Consider the following 15304-nt stretch of genomic DNA (forward strand, 5'->3'; position numbering starts at 1 on the left):
AACACAGAGTGAAAGCCTTGGCCGCCCGACGCCGACACCCCGCCGCGATCGCGGTGCTGCTGCTGCTCGGCCTGCTCGTGACCGGTGGCGCCTACTCGTTCCTGGCTCCGAAGGACGCCAACGCCGCCGCCTCGGTGGCCGCGGACCAGGTCCAGGAGGGCAAGGACCTCTTCATCGCCAACTGCGCGAGCTGCCACGGCCTCAACGCCCAGGGCACCAAGTCGGGGCCGTCGCTGGTCGGCGTGGGCGCGGCCGCGGTCGACTTCCAGGTCGGCACGGGCCGGATGCCGCTCGCCGGGCCGAACGTCCAGGCCCCCATCAACAAGGTGAAGTTCTCCGACGAGGAGATCGCCGCCCTGTCGGCCTACGTCGCCTCGCTCGGCCCCGGCCCCTCGATCCCGGACGAGAAGTACACCAAGGTGATCGAGCCCGGCACCCCGGAGAACAACCGGGCGATCGCCGAAGGCGGCCAGATCTTCCGCGTGAACTGCGCGATGTGCCACAACTTCGCCGGCGCGGGCGGAGCGCTCACCCGCGGCAAGTACGCCCCCTCGCTGCAGGAGACCACGCCGCAGCACATCTACGAGGCCATGATCACCGGCCCGCAGTCCATGCCGGTCTTCAACGACTCGAACCTCACGCCCGAGGCGAAGCAGAAGGTCATCTCCTACCTCAAGGCGCAGGAGAACCAGACCAACGTCGGCGGGTTCACCCTCGGCAACCTCGGGCCCGTCTCCGAGGGCCTGTTCGCCTGGGTGTTCGCGCTCGGCATCCTCATCGGCTGCGCCGTCTGGCTGGGCAAGAAGGCCGCATGACCCGCAACTGCATCGTCCCGCTCACGAACGACGACAGGACCATCACCCGATGACCGACCACGAGACCACGCCTGACGAACCGGGCAGCGAGCTCGTCCCTGCGCCCAGCGACGGACACGAGCTGCTTCCTGCCTCGCTGATCCGTGGCGCCGACCAGTTCGAGAACCCCGGCCTGCCGCCCCACATCCACCGACTCGCCGACGACCAGCCGAAGGCGGCCAAGCGCGCCGAGCGCCAGGTGGTGGCGCTGTTCACCCTCTCGATGATCGCGACGCTCGTCTTCCTGGTGTGCTACTTCGCCATCCCGGACGACGCGACGTTCTTCTTCCCGGGGGTCGGCAAGGCATCGACGCTCAACGTCGCGCTCGGCCTCTCCCTCGGCTTCGCGATCTTCTTCATCGGCATCGGTGCCGTCCACTGGGCCAAGACGCTCATGTCGGACGAGGAGATCGTCGAGGAGCGCCACCTGCAGGCCTCGAGCACGAAGGACCGCGCCGAGGCCGTCAAGGTCGTCTCGGACGGTGTGGCCTCGACGCAGCTGGGCCGCCGCCCGATGCTGAAGTACACCCTCGGTGGGGCTGTGGGCCTGTTCATCCTGCCTCTCGGCCTGCAGGTCGTCGGCTCGCTCGGCCCCACGAACGTCGAGCAGCTGAAGACCACGATCTGGGATCCGAAGTACAACGACGGCAAGCCGATCCGGCTCATGCGCGACCCGGAGATGACGCCGATCAAGCTCTCGGACGTCACGCTCGGCTCGGTCTTCCACGTGATGCCCGAGACCCTCCAGAAGTACATCGACGAGGGCAAGGAAGTCCTCGAGCAGAAGGCCAAGGCGGCCGTCATCCTGATCCGTCTCGACCCCAACCTGATCAACAACCAGCAGGAGAAGGAGTGGGGCATCGACGGCACGGTGGCCTACTCCAAGATCTGCACCCACGTCGGCTGTGCGGTCGGCCTCTACGAGCAGCAGACGCACCATCTGCTCTGCCCCTGCCACCAGTCGACCTTCGACCTCACCGAGAACTGCGAGGTCATCTTCGGCCCTGCCAAGCGGCCGCTGCCGCAGCTTAAGATCATTGTTGACGACGCGGGTTACCTCGTCGCCCCGCAGGGCTTCCAGGAGCCCGTCGGACCGAGTTTCTGGGAGCGTGCCCGATGAGCACGATCAACGACACACGTCCCGCTGACGCACTGCGCGCCGGGGACCGGCAGGCAGACGCGCAGCACGCCGCGAACAAGCAGCTGGGCGGCATCGCCGGATGGTTCGATGACCGGCTCGGCGGCGCCAAGGGCGTCTCCTACCTGTCCAAGAAGGTCTTCCCCGACCACTGGTCGTTCATGCTCGGCGAGATCGCGATGTACTCGATGATCGTCTGCCTGCTGACCGGCGTGTTCCTCACCTTCTGGTTCGTGCCGAGCGCCAGCCAAGTGGTCTACGACGGCTCGTACATTCCCCTCCAGGGCGTCACCGTCTCGGACGCCTACCGCTCGACGCTCGACATCTCCTTCGACATCCGCGGTGGCCTGCTCATCCGCCAGATCCACCACTGGGCCGCGCTGGTGTTCGTCGTGTCGGTCTTCGTCCACATGTCGCGCGTGTTCTTCACGGGCGCGTTCCGCAAGCCTCGCGAGATCAACTGGGTGTTCGGCACGATCCTTTCGCTGCTGGCCTGCATCGAGGGCTTCGCCGGCTACTCGCTGCCCGACGACCTGCTGTCCGGCACCGGCATCCGAGCCATGAACGGCTTCGTCCAGTCGATCCCGATCATCGGCTCGTACATGTCGTACTTCATCTTCGGCGGGCCCTTCCCGGGCGAGGCGATCATCCCGCGCCTGTACTCGCTCCACGTGCTGCTCATCCCAGCGATCCTCGTGGGCCTGTTCACGGCGCACATCCTGCTCGTGTTCGTCCACAAGCACACGCAGTACCCCGGCCCGGGCCGCACGAACCGCAACGTCGTCGGCTACCCGTTCATGCCGGTGTACATCGCCAAGGCCGGCGGCTTCTTCTTCATCGTCTTCGGTGTCATCGCCCTCATCTCGGCGGTCGTCACGATCAACCCGATCTGGGCGTACGGCCCCTACGACCCGTCCCCCATCACCGCCGGGTCCCAGCCTGACTGGTACATGGGCTTCGCCGACGGAGCACTCCGCCTGCTGCCGGGCTTCCTCGAGTTCGAGACGTTCGGCTTCACGTGGAGCATGAACATCTTCCCGGGCTCGATCCTGCTGCTACCGATCATGTGGACGCTCATCGGCGTCTACCCGTTCGTCGAGAAATGGGTCACCGGCGACAACCGGGAGCACCACCTGCTCGACCGCCCGCGCAACAACCCGACCCGCACCGCGATCGGCGTCGCCGGCATCACGGCATACCTCGTGCTCTTCTTCGCCGCCGGCAACGACCTCATGGCGATCAAGCTGCACCTGTCGATCAACGACATCACGATGGCACTGCGCCTGCTGTTCTTCATCGGCCCGCCGATCGCCTTCTGGATCACCAAGCGCATCTGCCTCAGCCTGCAGCGCGCTGACCGCCAGAAGGTGCTCCACGGCCGCGAGACGGGCACGATCTGGCGCTACGCCGACGGTCGGTTCGAGGAGATCCACGCTCCGCTCACACCCGACGAGCGGTGGCCGCTCGTCCAGCACGAGGTCATGGAGCCTCTCCAGATCACGGCCGAGAAGGACCCCAACGGCGTCGCGAGCCCCGTGGCCCGCAGCCAGCGCCTGCGTGCCAAGCTCTCGAGCTTCTACTTCAAGGACCGCGTCGCGCCGCCGACCCCGTCGGAGCTCGAGGCCGCACACGCCGAGCATGCCCCGCACGTCCCGGTCCACGAGGCACAGCCTGAGGCCATCGAGGCCGGCGCCAGCCAGGAGCGCGAGACGGTCAAGGCGACCAAGCAGGACTGAGCGCGCACTGCGCCCAGTGGCCGTTCGAAAGGCCCCGGTTCCCGCAAGGGACCGGGGCCTTTCGGCTGGGATGTTGGCCCCCGGGGTTCGCCCGGAGGCGTCTGCGCGGCGTGCGAGACTCGCACCATGCAACACCTCACGGACGAGGAGTTCGAGGAAGCCGTCGGCGAGGCCCTCGACTCGATCCCACCCGAGCTCGCCCGTGCCATGGACAACGTCGTCGTGCTGGTGGAGCAGGAGCCACCGCCAGACGACCCTGACCTGTTGGGCTTCTACAGTGGCACTCCACTGACCGAGCGGGGCACCTGGTGGGACGCCGGATCCCTGCCGGACCGGATCACCATCTTCAAGGGACCCCTCGAGCGCATGTGTGACTCGACGGACGAGCTGCGCGACGAGATCGCGATCACCGTCGTGCACGAGATCGCCCATCACTTCGGCATCGACGACGCCCACCTGCACGAGCTCGGCTGGGGCTGAGCCGACGACAGCCATCGCCCACATACAGAGACGCCCGAGGACCGCTCAGAGCGCCAGAAGCGCATGGATGTGCACGGCGTCTCGCCGGTGGGACAGTTCCTCAGAGAACCCTGTGAGGGCCCTTTACGACCCCAGGGGCGAGGTCTAGCGTCGAGGGAACCAACAACCGATCGGACGGAGGTGCCCTCGGATGTTCTCTCCCACACGATCGCACTGCGAGCCTGAAGGGCCGTGAAGGAAGCCAGACGACTGAAGGGGAAGGCCAGGCGCCTTCCCCTTCAGCATGTTCCGGAACGGGTGAGGCCCGGCGCGTCAGCGACCGGGCCTCAGGTACAGCTGGTGTGGCCTCAGATGGAGTACTCACCCGAGAAGGACTCGAAGACCCACAGGCATACCGCGACGACGCCGAAGAAGGCGCCGATGATGAACAGCCACCACCCGATCGCGAGACCCGCGAAACAGATCGCGCCCGAGGCGCCGAGCCACAGCGGGGTCCAGGAGCTGGCGACGAAGTAGCCGTAGTTGCCCTCGGCCTCGGCGATCTCGCCGGAGACGTTGTCCTCGGGGCGCAGCGGCAGCTTCTTGCCGGTCATCCAGAAGTAGAAGCCCGACAGCAGGAACAGCCCGCCGGTCAGCACCAGGGCGGTGAGCCCGATCGGCTCGGTCCACTTGGTCCAGAACCCGTAGATCAGGGTCACCGGGACGAAGAAGACGAACAGGTAGATGAAGAGCTTGGTCTCGACGCGCATCGGGGTCAGTCCTCACGCCTGTCGGTGGTGGTCGCCGGCTCGTGCTCGGCGGTGTCAGCGCCGCCCATGACCTGCACGAGGGTGCCCTGGTCGGCCACGGGAGCGTATCCGGCTGCGGCCTCGGGGTGGTGCAGGTCGAACGCGGGCCGCTCGGAGCGGATCCGCGGCAACGACGTGAAGTTGTGCCGCGGCGGCGGGCAGGAGGTCGCCCACTCGAGCGAGGCGCCGTAGCCCCACGGGTCGTCGGACTCGACGAGGGGGGCCTTCTTCCACGTCTTCCAGACGTTGTAGACGAACGGGATCATCGAGGCGCCCAGCAGGAACGCGCCGCAGCTCGACACGATGTTCGCCGCCTGGAACCCCTCTTCCGGCAGGTAGTCGGGGTATCGGCGGGCCATGCCCTCGACACCGAGCCAGTGCTGGATGAGGAAGGTCGTGTGGAAGCCGATGAAGAGCATCCAGAAGTGGATCTTTCCGAGCCGCTCGTCGAGCATGCGGCCGGTGAGCTTCGGCCACCAGAAGTAGTACCCGGCGAACATCGCGAACACGACGGTGCCGAAGACGGTGTAGTGGAAGTGCGCCACGACGAAGTAGCTGTCGGACAGGTGGAAGTCGAGGGCGGGGCTGGACAGGATGATGCCGGTCAGGCCGCCGAACAGGAAGGTGATGAGGAAGCCCATCGCCCACCACATGGGGGTCGCCATGACGACCTTGCCGCCCCACATGGTGCCGATCCAGTTGAAGAACTTCACACCGGTCGGCACGGCGATGAGCATCGTCATCACCGCGAAGAAGGGCAGCAGCACCTGGCCGGTGACGTACATGTGGTGCGCCCAGACGCTCGCCGACAGGGCGGCGATGGCGATCGTGGCGAAGACCAGCGTCTTGTACCCGAAGATCGGCTTGCGCGAGAAGACCGGTAGGACCTCGCTGATGATGCCGAAGAAGGGCAAGGCGATGACGTATACCTCCGGATGGCCGAAGAACCAGAAGAGGTGCTGCCACAGCATGGCACCGCCGTTCTCCGGGTCGAAGATATGCATCCCGAACCGTCTGTCGCCGCCGAGCGCGAACAGCGCGGCCGCGAGGATCGGGAACACGATGAGGATCAGCAGCGAGGTGACCAGCGCGGTCCACGTGAAGATCGGCATCCGGAACATCGTCATTCCCGGCGCACGCATACACACGATGGTCGTCACGAAGTTGACCGCACCGAGGATGGTGCCGAAGCCAGCGAGCGCGAGGCCGAAGACCCATAGGTCCCCGCCAAGGCCCGGCGTGTAGCTGACGTCCGACAACGGCGCGTACGCGAACCAGCCGAACGCGGCAGCGCCCGACGGCGTGAGGAAGCCCGCGGAGGCGATCAGGCCACCGAACAGGTAGAGCCAGTAGGCGAACATGTTGAGCCGCGGGAACGCCACGTCGGGCGCACCGATCTGCAGCGGCATGAGGGCGTTGGTGAACCCGGCGAACAGCGGAGTCGCGAACAGCAGCAGCATGATCGTGCCGTGCATCGTGAACAGCTGGTTGAACTGCTCCTGGTTGTCCACGACCTGCAGGCCCGGCGCCATGAGCTCGGCCCGGATGAGCAGGGCCATGATGCCGCCGAGCAGGAAGAAGATGAACGAGGTGATGAAGTAGAGGTTGCCGATCACCTTGTGGTCGGTCGTCGTCACCCACTTGACGAAGGTCTGCCCCTTCGCGAGGCGCGGGCGCGCCATCGAGGCCGGGACCTGGGCCTCACGGTTCACGGTTGCGGAGGTCATTGGTTGCTCCCAGTGCGGGCGGGTGCGGGGATCTTGTCAGCGTCGGCCGGGACCATCTTCTCGCGGCTCGCGTCGACGGGGATCAGGCCGGTCTGACCGATGGACGCCAGGTGCGCCATCTCCTGGTCGTACTCCTGCTGGGTGACGACCTTGACCATGAAGAGCATCTCGGAGTGGTAGGCGCCGCACAGCTCGGCGCACTTGCCCTGGAACTCGCCGGTCTGGGTGGGCACGAGCTGGAACTTGTTCGTCTTGCCCGGGATCATGTCCATCTTCATCATGAACTGCGGCACCCAGAAGCTGTGGATGACATCGCGCGCGTTGAGCACGAACTCGACCCGCTTGTCGACGGGCAGGAAGAGCACCGGCATATCGGCCCGCTTGCCCGTGCTGCCGTCGAGCTGGACGTGGACGCCGCTCTCGTGGACGTTCGAGTCGATGTAGTTGAAGTCCCAGCTCCACTGCTTGGCCACGACGCTGATCGTCAGGTCGGGCTTCTGGCTGGTGCTGGTGAGGGCCGACTCGTCGCGGGCGGTGTAGTAGAAGAAGACCGCGACCATGAACACCGGGATGACGGTGTAGAGCAGCTCCATCGGCACGTTGTACCGAAGCTGGACGGGCAGCGTCTCGTCACCCTTGCGCTTGCGGAACCGGATGGCCGCATAGATCATCAGGCCCCACGTGAGGAAGCCGACGAGAAGCACGGCGATCCAGCTGCCGACCCAGAGGTTCTCGACGCGGTAGCCGCTGTCGGAGACCGGCTGCGGGAGGTAGCCGTTCTGGATCCGGCCCTGGCAGCCTGTCAGCGCCAGACCGGCCACCGCGGCGAGCCCCGCCATGCGGATCGCCCTGCGTCGCCCTCGGGCCCGGGTCACCACCGGCGCTCCCGCGGGCGTCTCATCGTGCTCAGGCACCAGGTGCACCTTTCGTTCCGTTCGTGAGTGCGCGGCGCGCGCACATTCGAGCGAGTTCACGTCGATCTCAGGGCACGCTGTGCCCACCCACCGAACCCTACCGCCCTGCCCAGCGCCTTGTCCGGCAGGGGGCGGCTAACGTTGCGGCGTGGTCAGTCACGATCTGGGCACGCCCGCGAGGCGCCTGCTCGACGCCGCGTCGGGCCCCCTTCACCCCGTCGCCCGCGACACTCTCGTGGCTGCCGTCGAGGCCGGCTGGGCGGACCCTGCGCGGCTCTACGCCGAGGGGCGTCGGGCCCGAGCGCTGCTCGACCGGGCCCGTGAGGTGATAGCCGCCGGGATCGGGGTCCGACCCAGCGAGGTGAGCTTCCTCCAGAGCGGTCCGAGCGCGCTCACCAGGGCGCTGGAGGGAGTCCTCACGGCCGCCAGCCGCCGCGGAGCGCGCACGGTGGCCTCCGCGGTCGAGCACTCGGCCGTCCTGGTCCCTGGCCGCGGGCGATCGGGGCGCGCGGACGACCCCGGCCTGCTCGCGGAGATCCCCGTCGACGGGACCGGCCGGGTCGACCTCGATGCCTGGCGCGCGGCCCTGGGGGCCCCCGGCACCGTCGTGGCGGCGCTGCAGAGCGCGAACGGCGAGGTCGGAACCCGCCAGCCGCTCGAGATCGCCCACGCGGCGACCGAGGCCAACGGCATACCTCTCGTGGTCGACGCCATGGCATCACTGGGGCGCGAGCCCGTGCCGCCACACTGGGAGGTCCTGGTCGGCGACGCCCGCTCGTGGGGCGGTCCACCACTCGGTGTGCTCGTGGTGCGCGACGGCGTGCGCTGGAGCTGGCCCGACGCCCGCGCGGACGTCGAGCACGGTCGCACCGACGTGACGCCGTGGGTGCCGCTGGCGCTCGCGGCGGCCGAGGCCTGGCAGCAGTCCCAGGCGACCCGCAGCGCGGACGACGCGATCGAGCGACGCCTCGTCGACAAGGTGCGGACCGCGGCCGCAGCCGTCCCGGACACGCAGGTCGTCGGCCATCCGGTCGACCGTCTCCCCCACGTGGTGACCTTCTCCAGCCTGTACGTCGACGGAGAGGTCGTGGTCGGCGCGTTCGACGCGGCGGGTTTCGCCGTGGCGAGCGGCTCGGCCTGCACGTCGAGCACCCTCGAACCGAGCCATGTCCTGGCCGCCATGGGTGTGCTCACTCACGGCAATGTCAGGATCACCCTCCCTCTGCCGGCCGTCTCCCCCGGCGTTGCGTCCGACGTCGAGGACTTCTGTGCCGCGATCGGACCGACCGTTCGCTCGGTGCGCGAGCAGCTGGGGGTGGCCGACCTGTGACGGACCAGCAGAGGGACGTGCCCGACGACGTGCCCGACGACGTGCCCGACGACGTGCCCGACAGTGGCCACGTGGTGGTGGACTCCCGCGGCGAGCGATGCCCCCTGCCGGTGATCCGGCTCGCTCGGGTGGTCGGCGAGCAGCCGGCACTGCGCGCCGTGACGGTTCTGGCCACCGACCCGGCCGCCGCCCACGACATCCCGGCCTGGTGCCGGATGCGCGGCCACCGCTACGTCACGTCGCGCGACGAGGGCGACCACACGGCATACCTCGTCGAGCTGCTCAGGCCCAGCACGCCGGCAACGGGGCGCTGAGCACGGCCGGCAGCATCGCTAGGTAGTCAGCGCGCGGCACCTCGCGCACGCCCAGCGTCGCCAGGTGCGGTGTCTGCCACTGGACGTCGATGAGACGGCGGGGGTCCCCGTCGACGACGAGCAGGTCACGCAGGCCGACCAGTGCGGCCTTGGACGCGTCGCGAACGCGGTGGAACATCGACTCCCCCGCAAAGAGCCCCCCGATCGCCACACCGTAGAGCCCGCCGACGAGCTCGCCGCCCTGCCACGTCTCGACCGAGTGAGCCCATCCCGCCTCGTGCAGGGCGTGGTATGCCGTCGCGATCTGCGGGGTGATCCAGCGCCCTTCGCGATCGGGCGAGGCACAGGCCGCGACAACCGCGCCGAAGGCGCTGTCCACCCGGATCTCGAAGCGGGGCAACGACTTTCGCAGCGACCGGCTCACCTTGAGCTCGCTGGGGCGGAGGACTCCGCGCGGGTCGGGCGACCACCACCCGATCGGCTCGCTGCCGTGGTCGCCGATGCCCATCGGGAAGACGCCGATCGAGTACGCCTCGAACAGCGTGCCGAGCTCGAGGTCGGCCCCGATGCCGATGAGGTCCTCCCCGTCCGGCACGCGGTCCAGCGCGAAGTCCCAGGGCGTCGGTGGCGGTGGCGTGGGCACGGTGACCGCTTCGGCTCTCGTTCGGCGCTCGGTATCGGTGACCGTCAGACGGGCTGGGTCAGGGCCGGGGGCAGTGGATGCGGGGACCGATCTCGGCGGCCGACTCAGGGCCGTACGCCTCGGTCAGCCGTTGCAGGAACCGCGTCTGGCCCAGCTCGTACTCCTGGGTGCCGACCGTCTCGATGACGTAGGTCGCGAGCATCGACCCCAGCTCGGCACATCGTCTCATCGGCAGGTCGTTGGCCAGGCCGGTGAGGAAGCCGGCCCGGAACGCGTCGCCCACGCCGGTCGGGTCGGCCTTGCGCACCTCGCGGGCGATGCCGACGTCGATCGGGTCCTCGCCGCGCACCCGGATGGTCACGCCGTCCTTGCCGCGGGTCTTGACCTGGACGCGGACCCGCTCGGCGAGCTCGTCCTCGCTCCACCCTGTCTTCTGGCAGGCCAGGTGGCTTTCGTACTCGTTGGTGAACAGGTACTCGGCGCCGTCCACGAGCCGCTCGATGGTGTCGCCGTCACAGAACGCGAGCTGTTGGGACGGGTCCGCCGCGAACGGTATGCCGCGTGACCGGCACTCGTCGGAGTGGCGCAGCATCGCCTCCGGGTCGTTGGCGCCGACGACCACGAGATCGAGGCCGCCGACGCGCGCCGCCACCGGCGCGAGCTCGATGTCGCGTGCCTCGGTCATCGCCCCCGCGTAGAACGTCGCGATCTGGGCCATGTCCCGGTCGGTGGTGCAGATGAAGCGGGCCGTGTGCTGGGACTCGGAGTAGTGCACCGAACCGCAGTCGACACCGTGGCGCTCGAGCCAGGAGCGGTAGTCGGTGAAGTCCTCCCCCACCGCGCCGACCAGCACTGGCCGCAAGCCCAGGTTCGCCATGCCGAAGGCGATGTTCGCCGCGACGCCGCCACGGCGGACCTGAAGGTCCTGGGTGAGGAACGACAGGGAGATCTTGTCGAGCTGCTCCACGACGAGCGAGTCGGCGAAGAGGCCGTCGAAGGTCATCAGATGGTCGGTGGCGATGGACCCGGTGATTGCGATCTGCACAGCAGAGAACCTAGCGCGTGCGACACCGCTGCGACCTACCCGCTGGTACGGGTGTTCAGCGGGAAGCCGGCGACCTAGCGTTGATCCATGAGCCAGGCACTGGAGTTCCCCTCGCCACGAGACGGGCTCGACTCGGGCAGCGTTGCCGAGCTCGTCGAGGACTGCCGGGACCTCTCCCTCCCTCGCACCGCGCCGCCGGCATGGCAGCCCCAGCACGTCGACATCGTCGTGCCGGAGGAGGCGCCGCGGATGCTGCTGGGTCTCGGCGACTACGGCAGCTGACGCCGGCTGACCGCAGCAGTGCCTGACATCGCGAAGGGCCCGACCGGTGACGGTCGGGCCCTTCGTGGTTGCCGGTCTGGCGTCCGGCGACGAGCTGGGGTCAGCTGAAGGAGTCGCCGCAGGCGCAGCTGCTTCCCGCGTTGGGGTTGTCGATCGTGAAACCCTGCTTCTCGATCGTGTCGGCGAAGTCGATGGTCGCGCCCTCGAGATACGGCGAGCTCATACGGTCGACGACGACCTCGACGCCGTCGAAGTCGCGGACGAGGTCACCGTCGAGGGTGCGCTCGTCGAAGTAGAGCTGGTAGATCAGGCCGGAGCAGCCGCCGGGCTGCACGCCCACGCGGAGACGGAGGTCGTCACGACCCTCCTGCTCGAGCAGGCTCTTGACCTTCGTCGCGGCGACGTCCGTCAGCACGACACCGTGGGCGGGAGCCTCGGTCTCAACCTCGGCGGGAGAAGCGTTCGTCTCGACACTCATGTGTTGGTCCTTCACGTCGTGGAGCACGGGTCAGGAGTGACAACCCATGCCATGCCGGATCTGTTCCCGGTCACCCCAGGATACGTCGGGTGCGCCTCGTGCCATGCATCCCCGCCGTGTTCTCCGGCTCACGATGGGCTCACGTCAGGCTCACGTCGGCTCATGTCGGGCTCAAAGTGGCTCACGATGGGGACGGCGACCAGGTTCGCGCCACTCTGGCGGTGCGTGCGGTCAGCTGTCCGACGGGGTCCGCGAGGGATGCGGCGACCTGTTCCGGGCGGTCGGCGACGGCATACACAGCGGCCAGGCCGGCTGCCATCGACTCTCGCCGGCCGACCAGCGACTGCCCCGGGATCGCGATGGCCGGGATCCCCACGCGGGCTGCGGACTCGGCGACCCCGACGACAACCTTGCCCTGAAGCGACTGCCAGTCGAAGCAGCCCTCCCCCGTGACGACGAGGTCGGCGTCGGCCAGCAGGTCGCCGAACCCGACCGCGTCGAGCACAGCCTCGACCCCGGAGACGCGTCGTGCCCCGAGCAGGTGCAGCGCGTACCCGAGGCCTCCTGCTGCTCCCGCTCCGGGCTCCCGCTCCGGACGGAGCAGGTTGCCGGTGAGCAGGTCCCGTGCCGGGGGCCTGACCCGGGACACGATGTCGGCGAAGTGCCCGAGGGCGTTCTCGAGTCGCTGCGCGTCCTCCTCGGAGGCACCCTTCTGCGCAGCGAACACGGCGCTCGCGCCCTTGAGGCCGAGCAGGGGCGAGTCGACGTCGCTCGCGATGACGAGGTCGACGCCGGAGAGTCGGTCACGCGCCGCGTCCAGGCCGGCCACGTCGTCGACGGTCGTGACCTCGAGGGCCAGGCCGCCCTGGGCGAGCCGCGCCAAGCTCCCGACCCCGAGCGCTGCCAGCAGCCCCGCACCGGCGTCGTTGGTGCCCGACCCGCCGAGGCCCACCACGACACGCCGGGCCCCCGCGTCAAGGGCGGCGAGGACGAGTGTCCCGACCCCGGAGGTGGTCGTTCGCGTCGGGTCGCGCTCGTCCGGAGCGAGCAGGTGCAGCCCGGCGGCCTGCGCAGACTCGACGTATGCCGTCCGCCCGGCGGCGCCGTCGACGAGCAGGATCGTCGCCGGCACCTCGCGGCCGAGGGGGTCCGTCGTGACCACCGCCTGCATCTCGCCCTCGAGGTTGGCCGCGAGCACGTCGACGAAGCCGGGCCCGCCGTCCGAGAGCGGCACGAGCGTCAGCGTGTCGTGCGGTGCTGAGCGGGCCCACCCGTCCGCCATCGCGGCGGCCGCCTGCTGCGCGGTGAGTGACCCGGTGTAGCCGTCGGGAGCGAGGATGACGTGCACGTGCGGCATCCTCCCACTCCGTGTGGCAGGTGTGACGGAGCGGCCACTCGACGTGACGGGGTGGGACGGAGCGGCCACTCGACGTGACGGGGTGTGACGGAGCGGCCACTCGACCGTGACGGGGTGTGACGGAGCGGCCACTCGACGTGACGGCATCTCCGGTCGAGTGGCCGCGTCGTCCCATGCGGTCTCCTACGTCACCTGCCGGGCGGGCAGGAAGAGGCCTGAGTCGCCGAACTCGTGCCACGCGTAGCGGTGCTCGACCGCAGCGTCGTACGCGACCTGAGTCAGCTCCGGACCGGCCACGGACTCGACGAGGAGCAGGTGCGAGGCGTCGGGGTTGTGCCACCCGGTGACAAGACCGTCGACGACCCGGGCCGGGCGCTCGGGAGAGATCACGAGGTCGGTCCAGCCGGCCGCCGCATGGACGAGGCCGAACTCGTCCGTCGCCGACTCCAGCGCCCTCGTCGACGTCGTCCCGACCGCGACAACCCGCCCGCCGCGGGTGCGCACGTGGTTGACGAGCGCAGCGGTGCTTCCCGACACTGCGAACCGTTCCGGCTGCGGCGCCTCGCCTGCCTCCTGCGAGGAGAGGCCCGTATGCAGCGTCACCGGCGACACGAGAATCCCCCCCGAGACGAGACGCGTCACGAGCTCGTGCGTGAACGGGCGTGCCGCGCTCGCCATCTCGGCGCTGCCGGGCAGGTGGCCGAAGACGGTCTGGTAGTCGGCGAGCGGGAACCGGGAGCGCAGGTAGCCGTAGGCAATGGGCCTGCCATGGGCGCGCAGGTACGCGGCGAGGCCGCAGTCGCCGAGCTCAGCCGCACGCCAGAGTCGGTTCCCGCGACCGCTTGGCGAGGACCCGGCCTCCGGGTAAGGCGCCTCGAGGCGCAGTCGCGGCGCGGCACCACGGGCGCCGCGCCCGCCGCGGAGCTCGACCAGGTCGCCGTCAGTCGCATCGAGGATCGGTAGCGCACCGTCCGGAGCGGTGCGCAGCTCGACGACCCAGCTGCAGTCGTCGAGCTCGGTGGCGACGTGGACGACGACCGAGCCCCGACCCGCGAGTCGGCCGTCGGTCTCGGCAGCGACCGTCGCCGAGTTGTTCACCACGAGCAGGTCGCCCGGACGCAGGTGCTCACCGATGTGGTCAAAGGTCGTGTGGGTCACGGACGTCGCGCCACCGCTGTCGGTGGCGGCCTGCGCAGCCACCAGGAGCCGGCCGGCGTCACGGTGGACTCCTCGGGCCTCCGGCGGCGCGTCGGCGGTCAGGTCGTCGGTCGGCCGGAAGGTCGTGTGCGGCCGGTGTGCGAGCGCAGCAGTCACGAGACCACCGCCGGGTGCTCCACGGCCTTGCGATCCGAGGGGCCACCGGCGCTCGCCCCGCTCGCGTCACCGGCCGCGCCCTCCCTGAGGTCAGCGGCCCGGTAGCGACCGCTCGGCGGCCTTGCGTCGAGCAGAGCCAGGATTCCAGGCACCGCAACCTCCTCCGGGAGCGGCCGGTCGCTGATGTCCTCCCCGAGGAAGGCGTCCTGGTGCATCGCGGTGCGCATGTCGCCCGGGTCGACGGCATACGCCCGAATGCCGACCGCCTCCTCAGCCAGCGTCAGCGTGAGGTGGTCGAGCGCGGCTTTCGAGGCGCCGTAGCCGCCCCAGGTCTCGTAATGCTCCACCCCCGCGTCCGAGGACACGTTGACAACGGCCCCGTGGGCCACCTCCAGGGCGGGAAGCAGGCTTCGCACGAGATCGTGCGGCCCGAGGACGTTGACTGCGAGCACCGCTGCCAGGTCGTCAGTCGTCAGGTCGCGCATCGGACGCAGTGGCACCGGGCCCAGCGTGCTGGCGTTGTTGACGAGCAGGTCGAGCCCGGCGTCCCGAACCACCTCGGACACTGCGGCGACGACCTCGCGGCGGTGCACGGCGTCGGCGACATCGCCGACGACGCCGACGACCGTCACGTCGCCGGCCACGGTCGGAAGGGTCCCCCGAGAGGCTGTGCGGCCAGAGAGGTCACTGACGGTGTCGCTGAGGTCGTCGACGCCACGGGCCGTGACGACGAGGCGCCAGCCCCGATCCGCAAGGGCGCTCGCGAGCGCTCGGCCGAGGCCGCGGGTGGCGCCCGTGATGAGTGCGGTTGGCATGTCGACTCCTTTGCTCCAGGGCCAAGGTGCCCTGCTGCGCCCAGCGTCGAACATCAAGCTGACTTGAAGTCAAGGGTCGACTTCGATGT

The 15304-nt window shown here is 69.2% G+C and carries 16 protein-coding genes; 7 read left to right on the forward strand and 9 right to left on the reverse strand.

The window, feature by feature from the left end; genetic code table 11:
• Positions 1–8: 8 nt before the first annotated feature.
• The 4 genes from qcrC (at position 9) to ACWEOW_RS03885 (ending at position 4208) form a co-directional block, all read left to right on the forward strand.
• The gene (gene qcrC / locus ACWEOW_RS03870) at positions 9–815 is read left to right on the forward strand and encodes a cytochrome bc1 complex diheme cytochrome c subunit (RefSeq protein ID WP_452267833.1); all 807 of its coding nucleotides are present in this window, start codon (positions 9–11) and stop codon (positions 813–815) included.
• Positions 816–864: 49 nt separating this feature from the next.
• Positions 865–1974 carry a cytochrome bc1 complex Rieske iron-sulfur subunit gene (gene qcrA, locus ACWEOW_RS03875; protein WP_452267834.1) on the forward strand — a complete coding sequence of 370 codons (1110 nt, stop codon included), beginning with the start codon at positions 865–867 and terminating at the stop codon, positions 1972–1974.
• Positions 1971–3728: a cytochrome bc1 complex cytochrome b subunit gene (gene qcrB / locus ACWEOW_RS03880; protein WP_452267835.1), complete on the forward strand. Its 1758-nt coding sequence runs from the start codon at positions 1971–1973 to the stop codon at positions 3726–3728. Before qcrA ends, qcrB begins: the two co-directional genes overlap by 4 nt.
• A 126-nt stretch (positions 3729–3854) precedes the next feature.
• Positions 3855–4208 carry a metallopeptidase family protein gene (locus tag ACWEOW_RS03885; RefSeq protein WP_452267836.1) on the forward strand — a complete coding sequence of 118 codons (354 nt, stop codon included), beginning with the start codon at positions 3855–3857 and terminating at the stop codon, positions 4206–4208.
• Positions 4209–4555: 347 nt separating this feature from the next.
• Here ACWEOW_RS03885 and ACWEOW_RS03890 read toward each other — a convergent pair whose 3' ends face one another.
• Genes ACWEOW_RS03890 through ctaC form a run of 3 tightly spaced genes read right to left on the reverse strand, consistent with a single transcriptional unit; the run spans position 4556 to position 7637 of the window.
• Positions 4556–4957 (reverse strand): cytochrome c oxidase subunit 4, encoded by a 402-nt coding sequence (locus ACWEOW_RS03890; protein ID WP_452267837.1) that lies wholly within the window; start codon positions 4955–4957, stop codon positions 4556–4558.
• 5 nt (positions 4958–4962) lie between these two features.
• Positions 4963–6723, reverse strand: coding sequence for an aa3-type cytochrome oxidase subunit I (ctaD, locus tag ACWEOW_RS03895; RefSeq protein WP_452267838.1), 1761 nt, complete (start codon positions 6721–6723; stop codon positions 4963–4965).
• Positions 6720–7637, reverse strand: a complete 918-nt coding sequence (gene ctaC / locus ACWEOW_RS03900) for an aa3-type cytochrome oxidase subunit II (RefSeq protein WP_452267839.1) — start codon at positions 7635–7637, stop codon at positions 6720–6722. Before ctaC ends, ctaD begins: the two co-directional genes overlap by 4 nt.
• A gap of 148 nt (positions 7638–7785) precedes the next feature.
• Between ctaC and ACWEOW_RS03905 the strand changes: the two genes are divergently transcribed.
• Positions 7786–8967 carry a cysteine desulfurase family protein gene (locus tag ACWEOW_RS03905; RefSeq protein ID WP_452267840.1) on the forward strand — a complete coding sequence of 394 codons (1182 nt, stop codon included), beginning with the start codon at positions 7786–7788 and terminating at the stop codon, positions 8965–8967.
• Positions 8964–9281: a sulfurtransferase TusA family protein gene (locus ACWEOW_RS03910; RefSeq protein WP_452267841.1), complete on the forward strand. Its 318-nt coding sequence runs from the start codon at positions 8964–8966 to the stop codon at positions 9279–9281. Before ACWEOW_RS03905 ends, ACWEOW_RS03910 begins: the two co-directional genes overlap by 4 nt.
• Here the strand turns inward: ACWEOW_RS03910 and aat are convergent.
• Together aat and ACWEOW_RS03920 are read right to left on the reverse strand one after the other, a co-directional pair.
• Positions 9250–9924, reverse strand: coding sequence for a leucyl/phenylalanyl-tRNA--protein transferase (gene aat / locus ACWEOW_RS03915; protein ID WP_452267842.1), 675 nt, complete (start codon positions 9922–9924; stop codon positions 9250–9252). The genes ACWEOW_RS03910 and aat overlap by 32 nt on opposite strands.
• 58 nt (positions 9925–9982) lie before the next feature.
• Positions 9983–10969: a carbohydrate kinase family protein gene (locus ACWEOW_RS03920; RefSeq protein WP_452267843.1), complete on the reverse strand. Its 987-nt coding sequence runs from the start codon at positions 10967–10969 to the stop codon at positions 9983–9985.
• Between the two features lie 87 nt (positions 10970–11056).
• Here ACWEOW_RS03920 and ACWEOW_RS03925 point away from each other — a divergent pair, with 87 nt between their 5' ends.
• Positions 11057–11251 carry a hypothetical protein gene (locus tag ACWEOW_RS03925; RefSeq protein WP_452267844.1) on the forward strand — a complete coding sequence of 65 codons (195 nt, stop codon included), beginning with the start codon at positions 11057–11059 and terminating at the stop codon, positions 11249–11251.
• Between the two features lie 100 nt (positions 11252–11351).
• Here the strand turns inward: ACWEOW_RS03925 and erpA are convergent, their stop codons facing one another.
• The 4 genes from erpA to ACWEOW_RS03945 all read right to left on the reverse strand — a co-directional run bounded on the left by erpA (position 11352) and on the right by ACWEOW_RS03945 (position 15215).
• Positions 11352–11729, reverse strand: a complete 378-nt coding sequence (erpA, locus tag ACWEOW_RS03930; RefSeq protein ID WP_452267845.1) for an iron-sulfur cluster insertion protein ErpA — start codon at positions 11727–11729, stop codon at positions 11352–11354.
• Between the two features lie 181 nt (positions 11730–11910).
• Positions 11911–13077: a glycerate kinase family protein gene (locus tag ACWEOW_RS03935; protein ID WP_452268028.1), complete on the reverse strand. Its 1167-nt coding sequence runs from the start codon at positions 13075–13077 to the stop codon at positions 11911–11913.
• 192 nt (positions 13078–13269) lie between these two features.
• Positions 13270–14400 (reverse strand): S-adenosylmethionine:tRNA ribosyltransferase-isomerase, encoded by a 1131-nt coding sequence (locus ACWEOW_RS03940; protein ID WP_452267846.1) that lies wholly within the window; start codon positions 14398–14400, stop codon positions 13270–13272.
• The gene (locus ACWEOW_RS03945; RefSeq protein ID WP_452267847.1) at positions 14397–15215 is read right to left on the reverse strand and encodes an SDR family NAD(P)-dependent oxidoreductase; all 819 of its coding nucleotides are present in this window, start codon (positions 15213–15215) and stop codon (positions 14397–14399) included. The genes ACWEOW_RS03940 and ACWEOW_RS03945 overlap by 4 nt, the downstream gene beginning before the upstream one ends.
• Positions 15216–15304: the final 89 nt, after the last annotated feature.

The organism is Monashia sp. NPDC004114 (assembly GCF_053603855.1).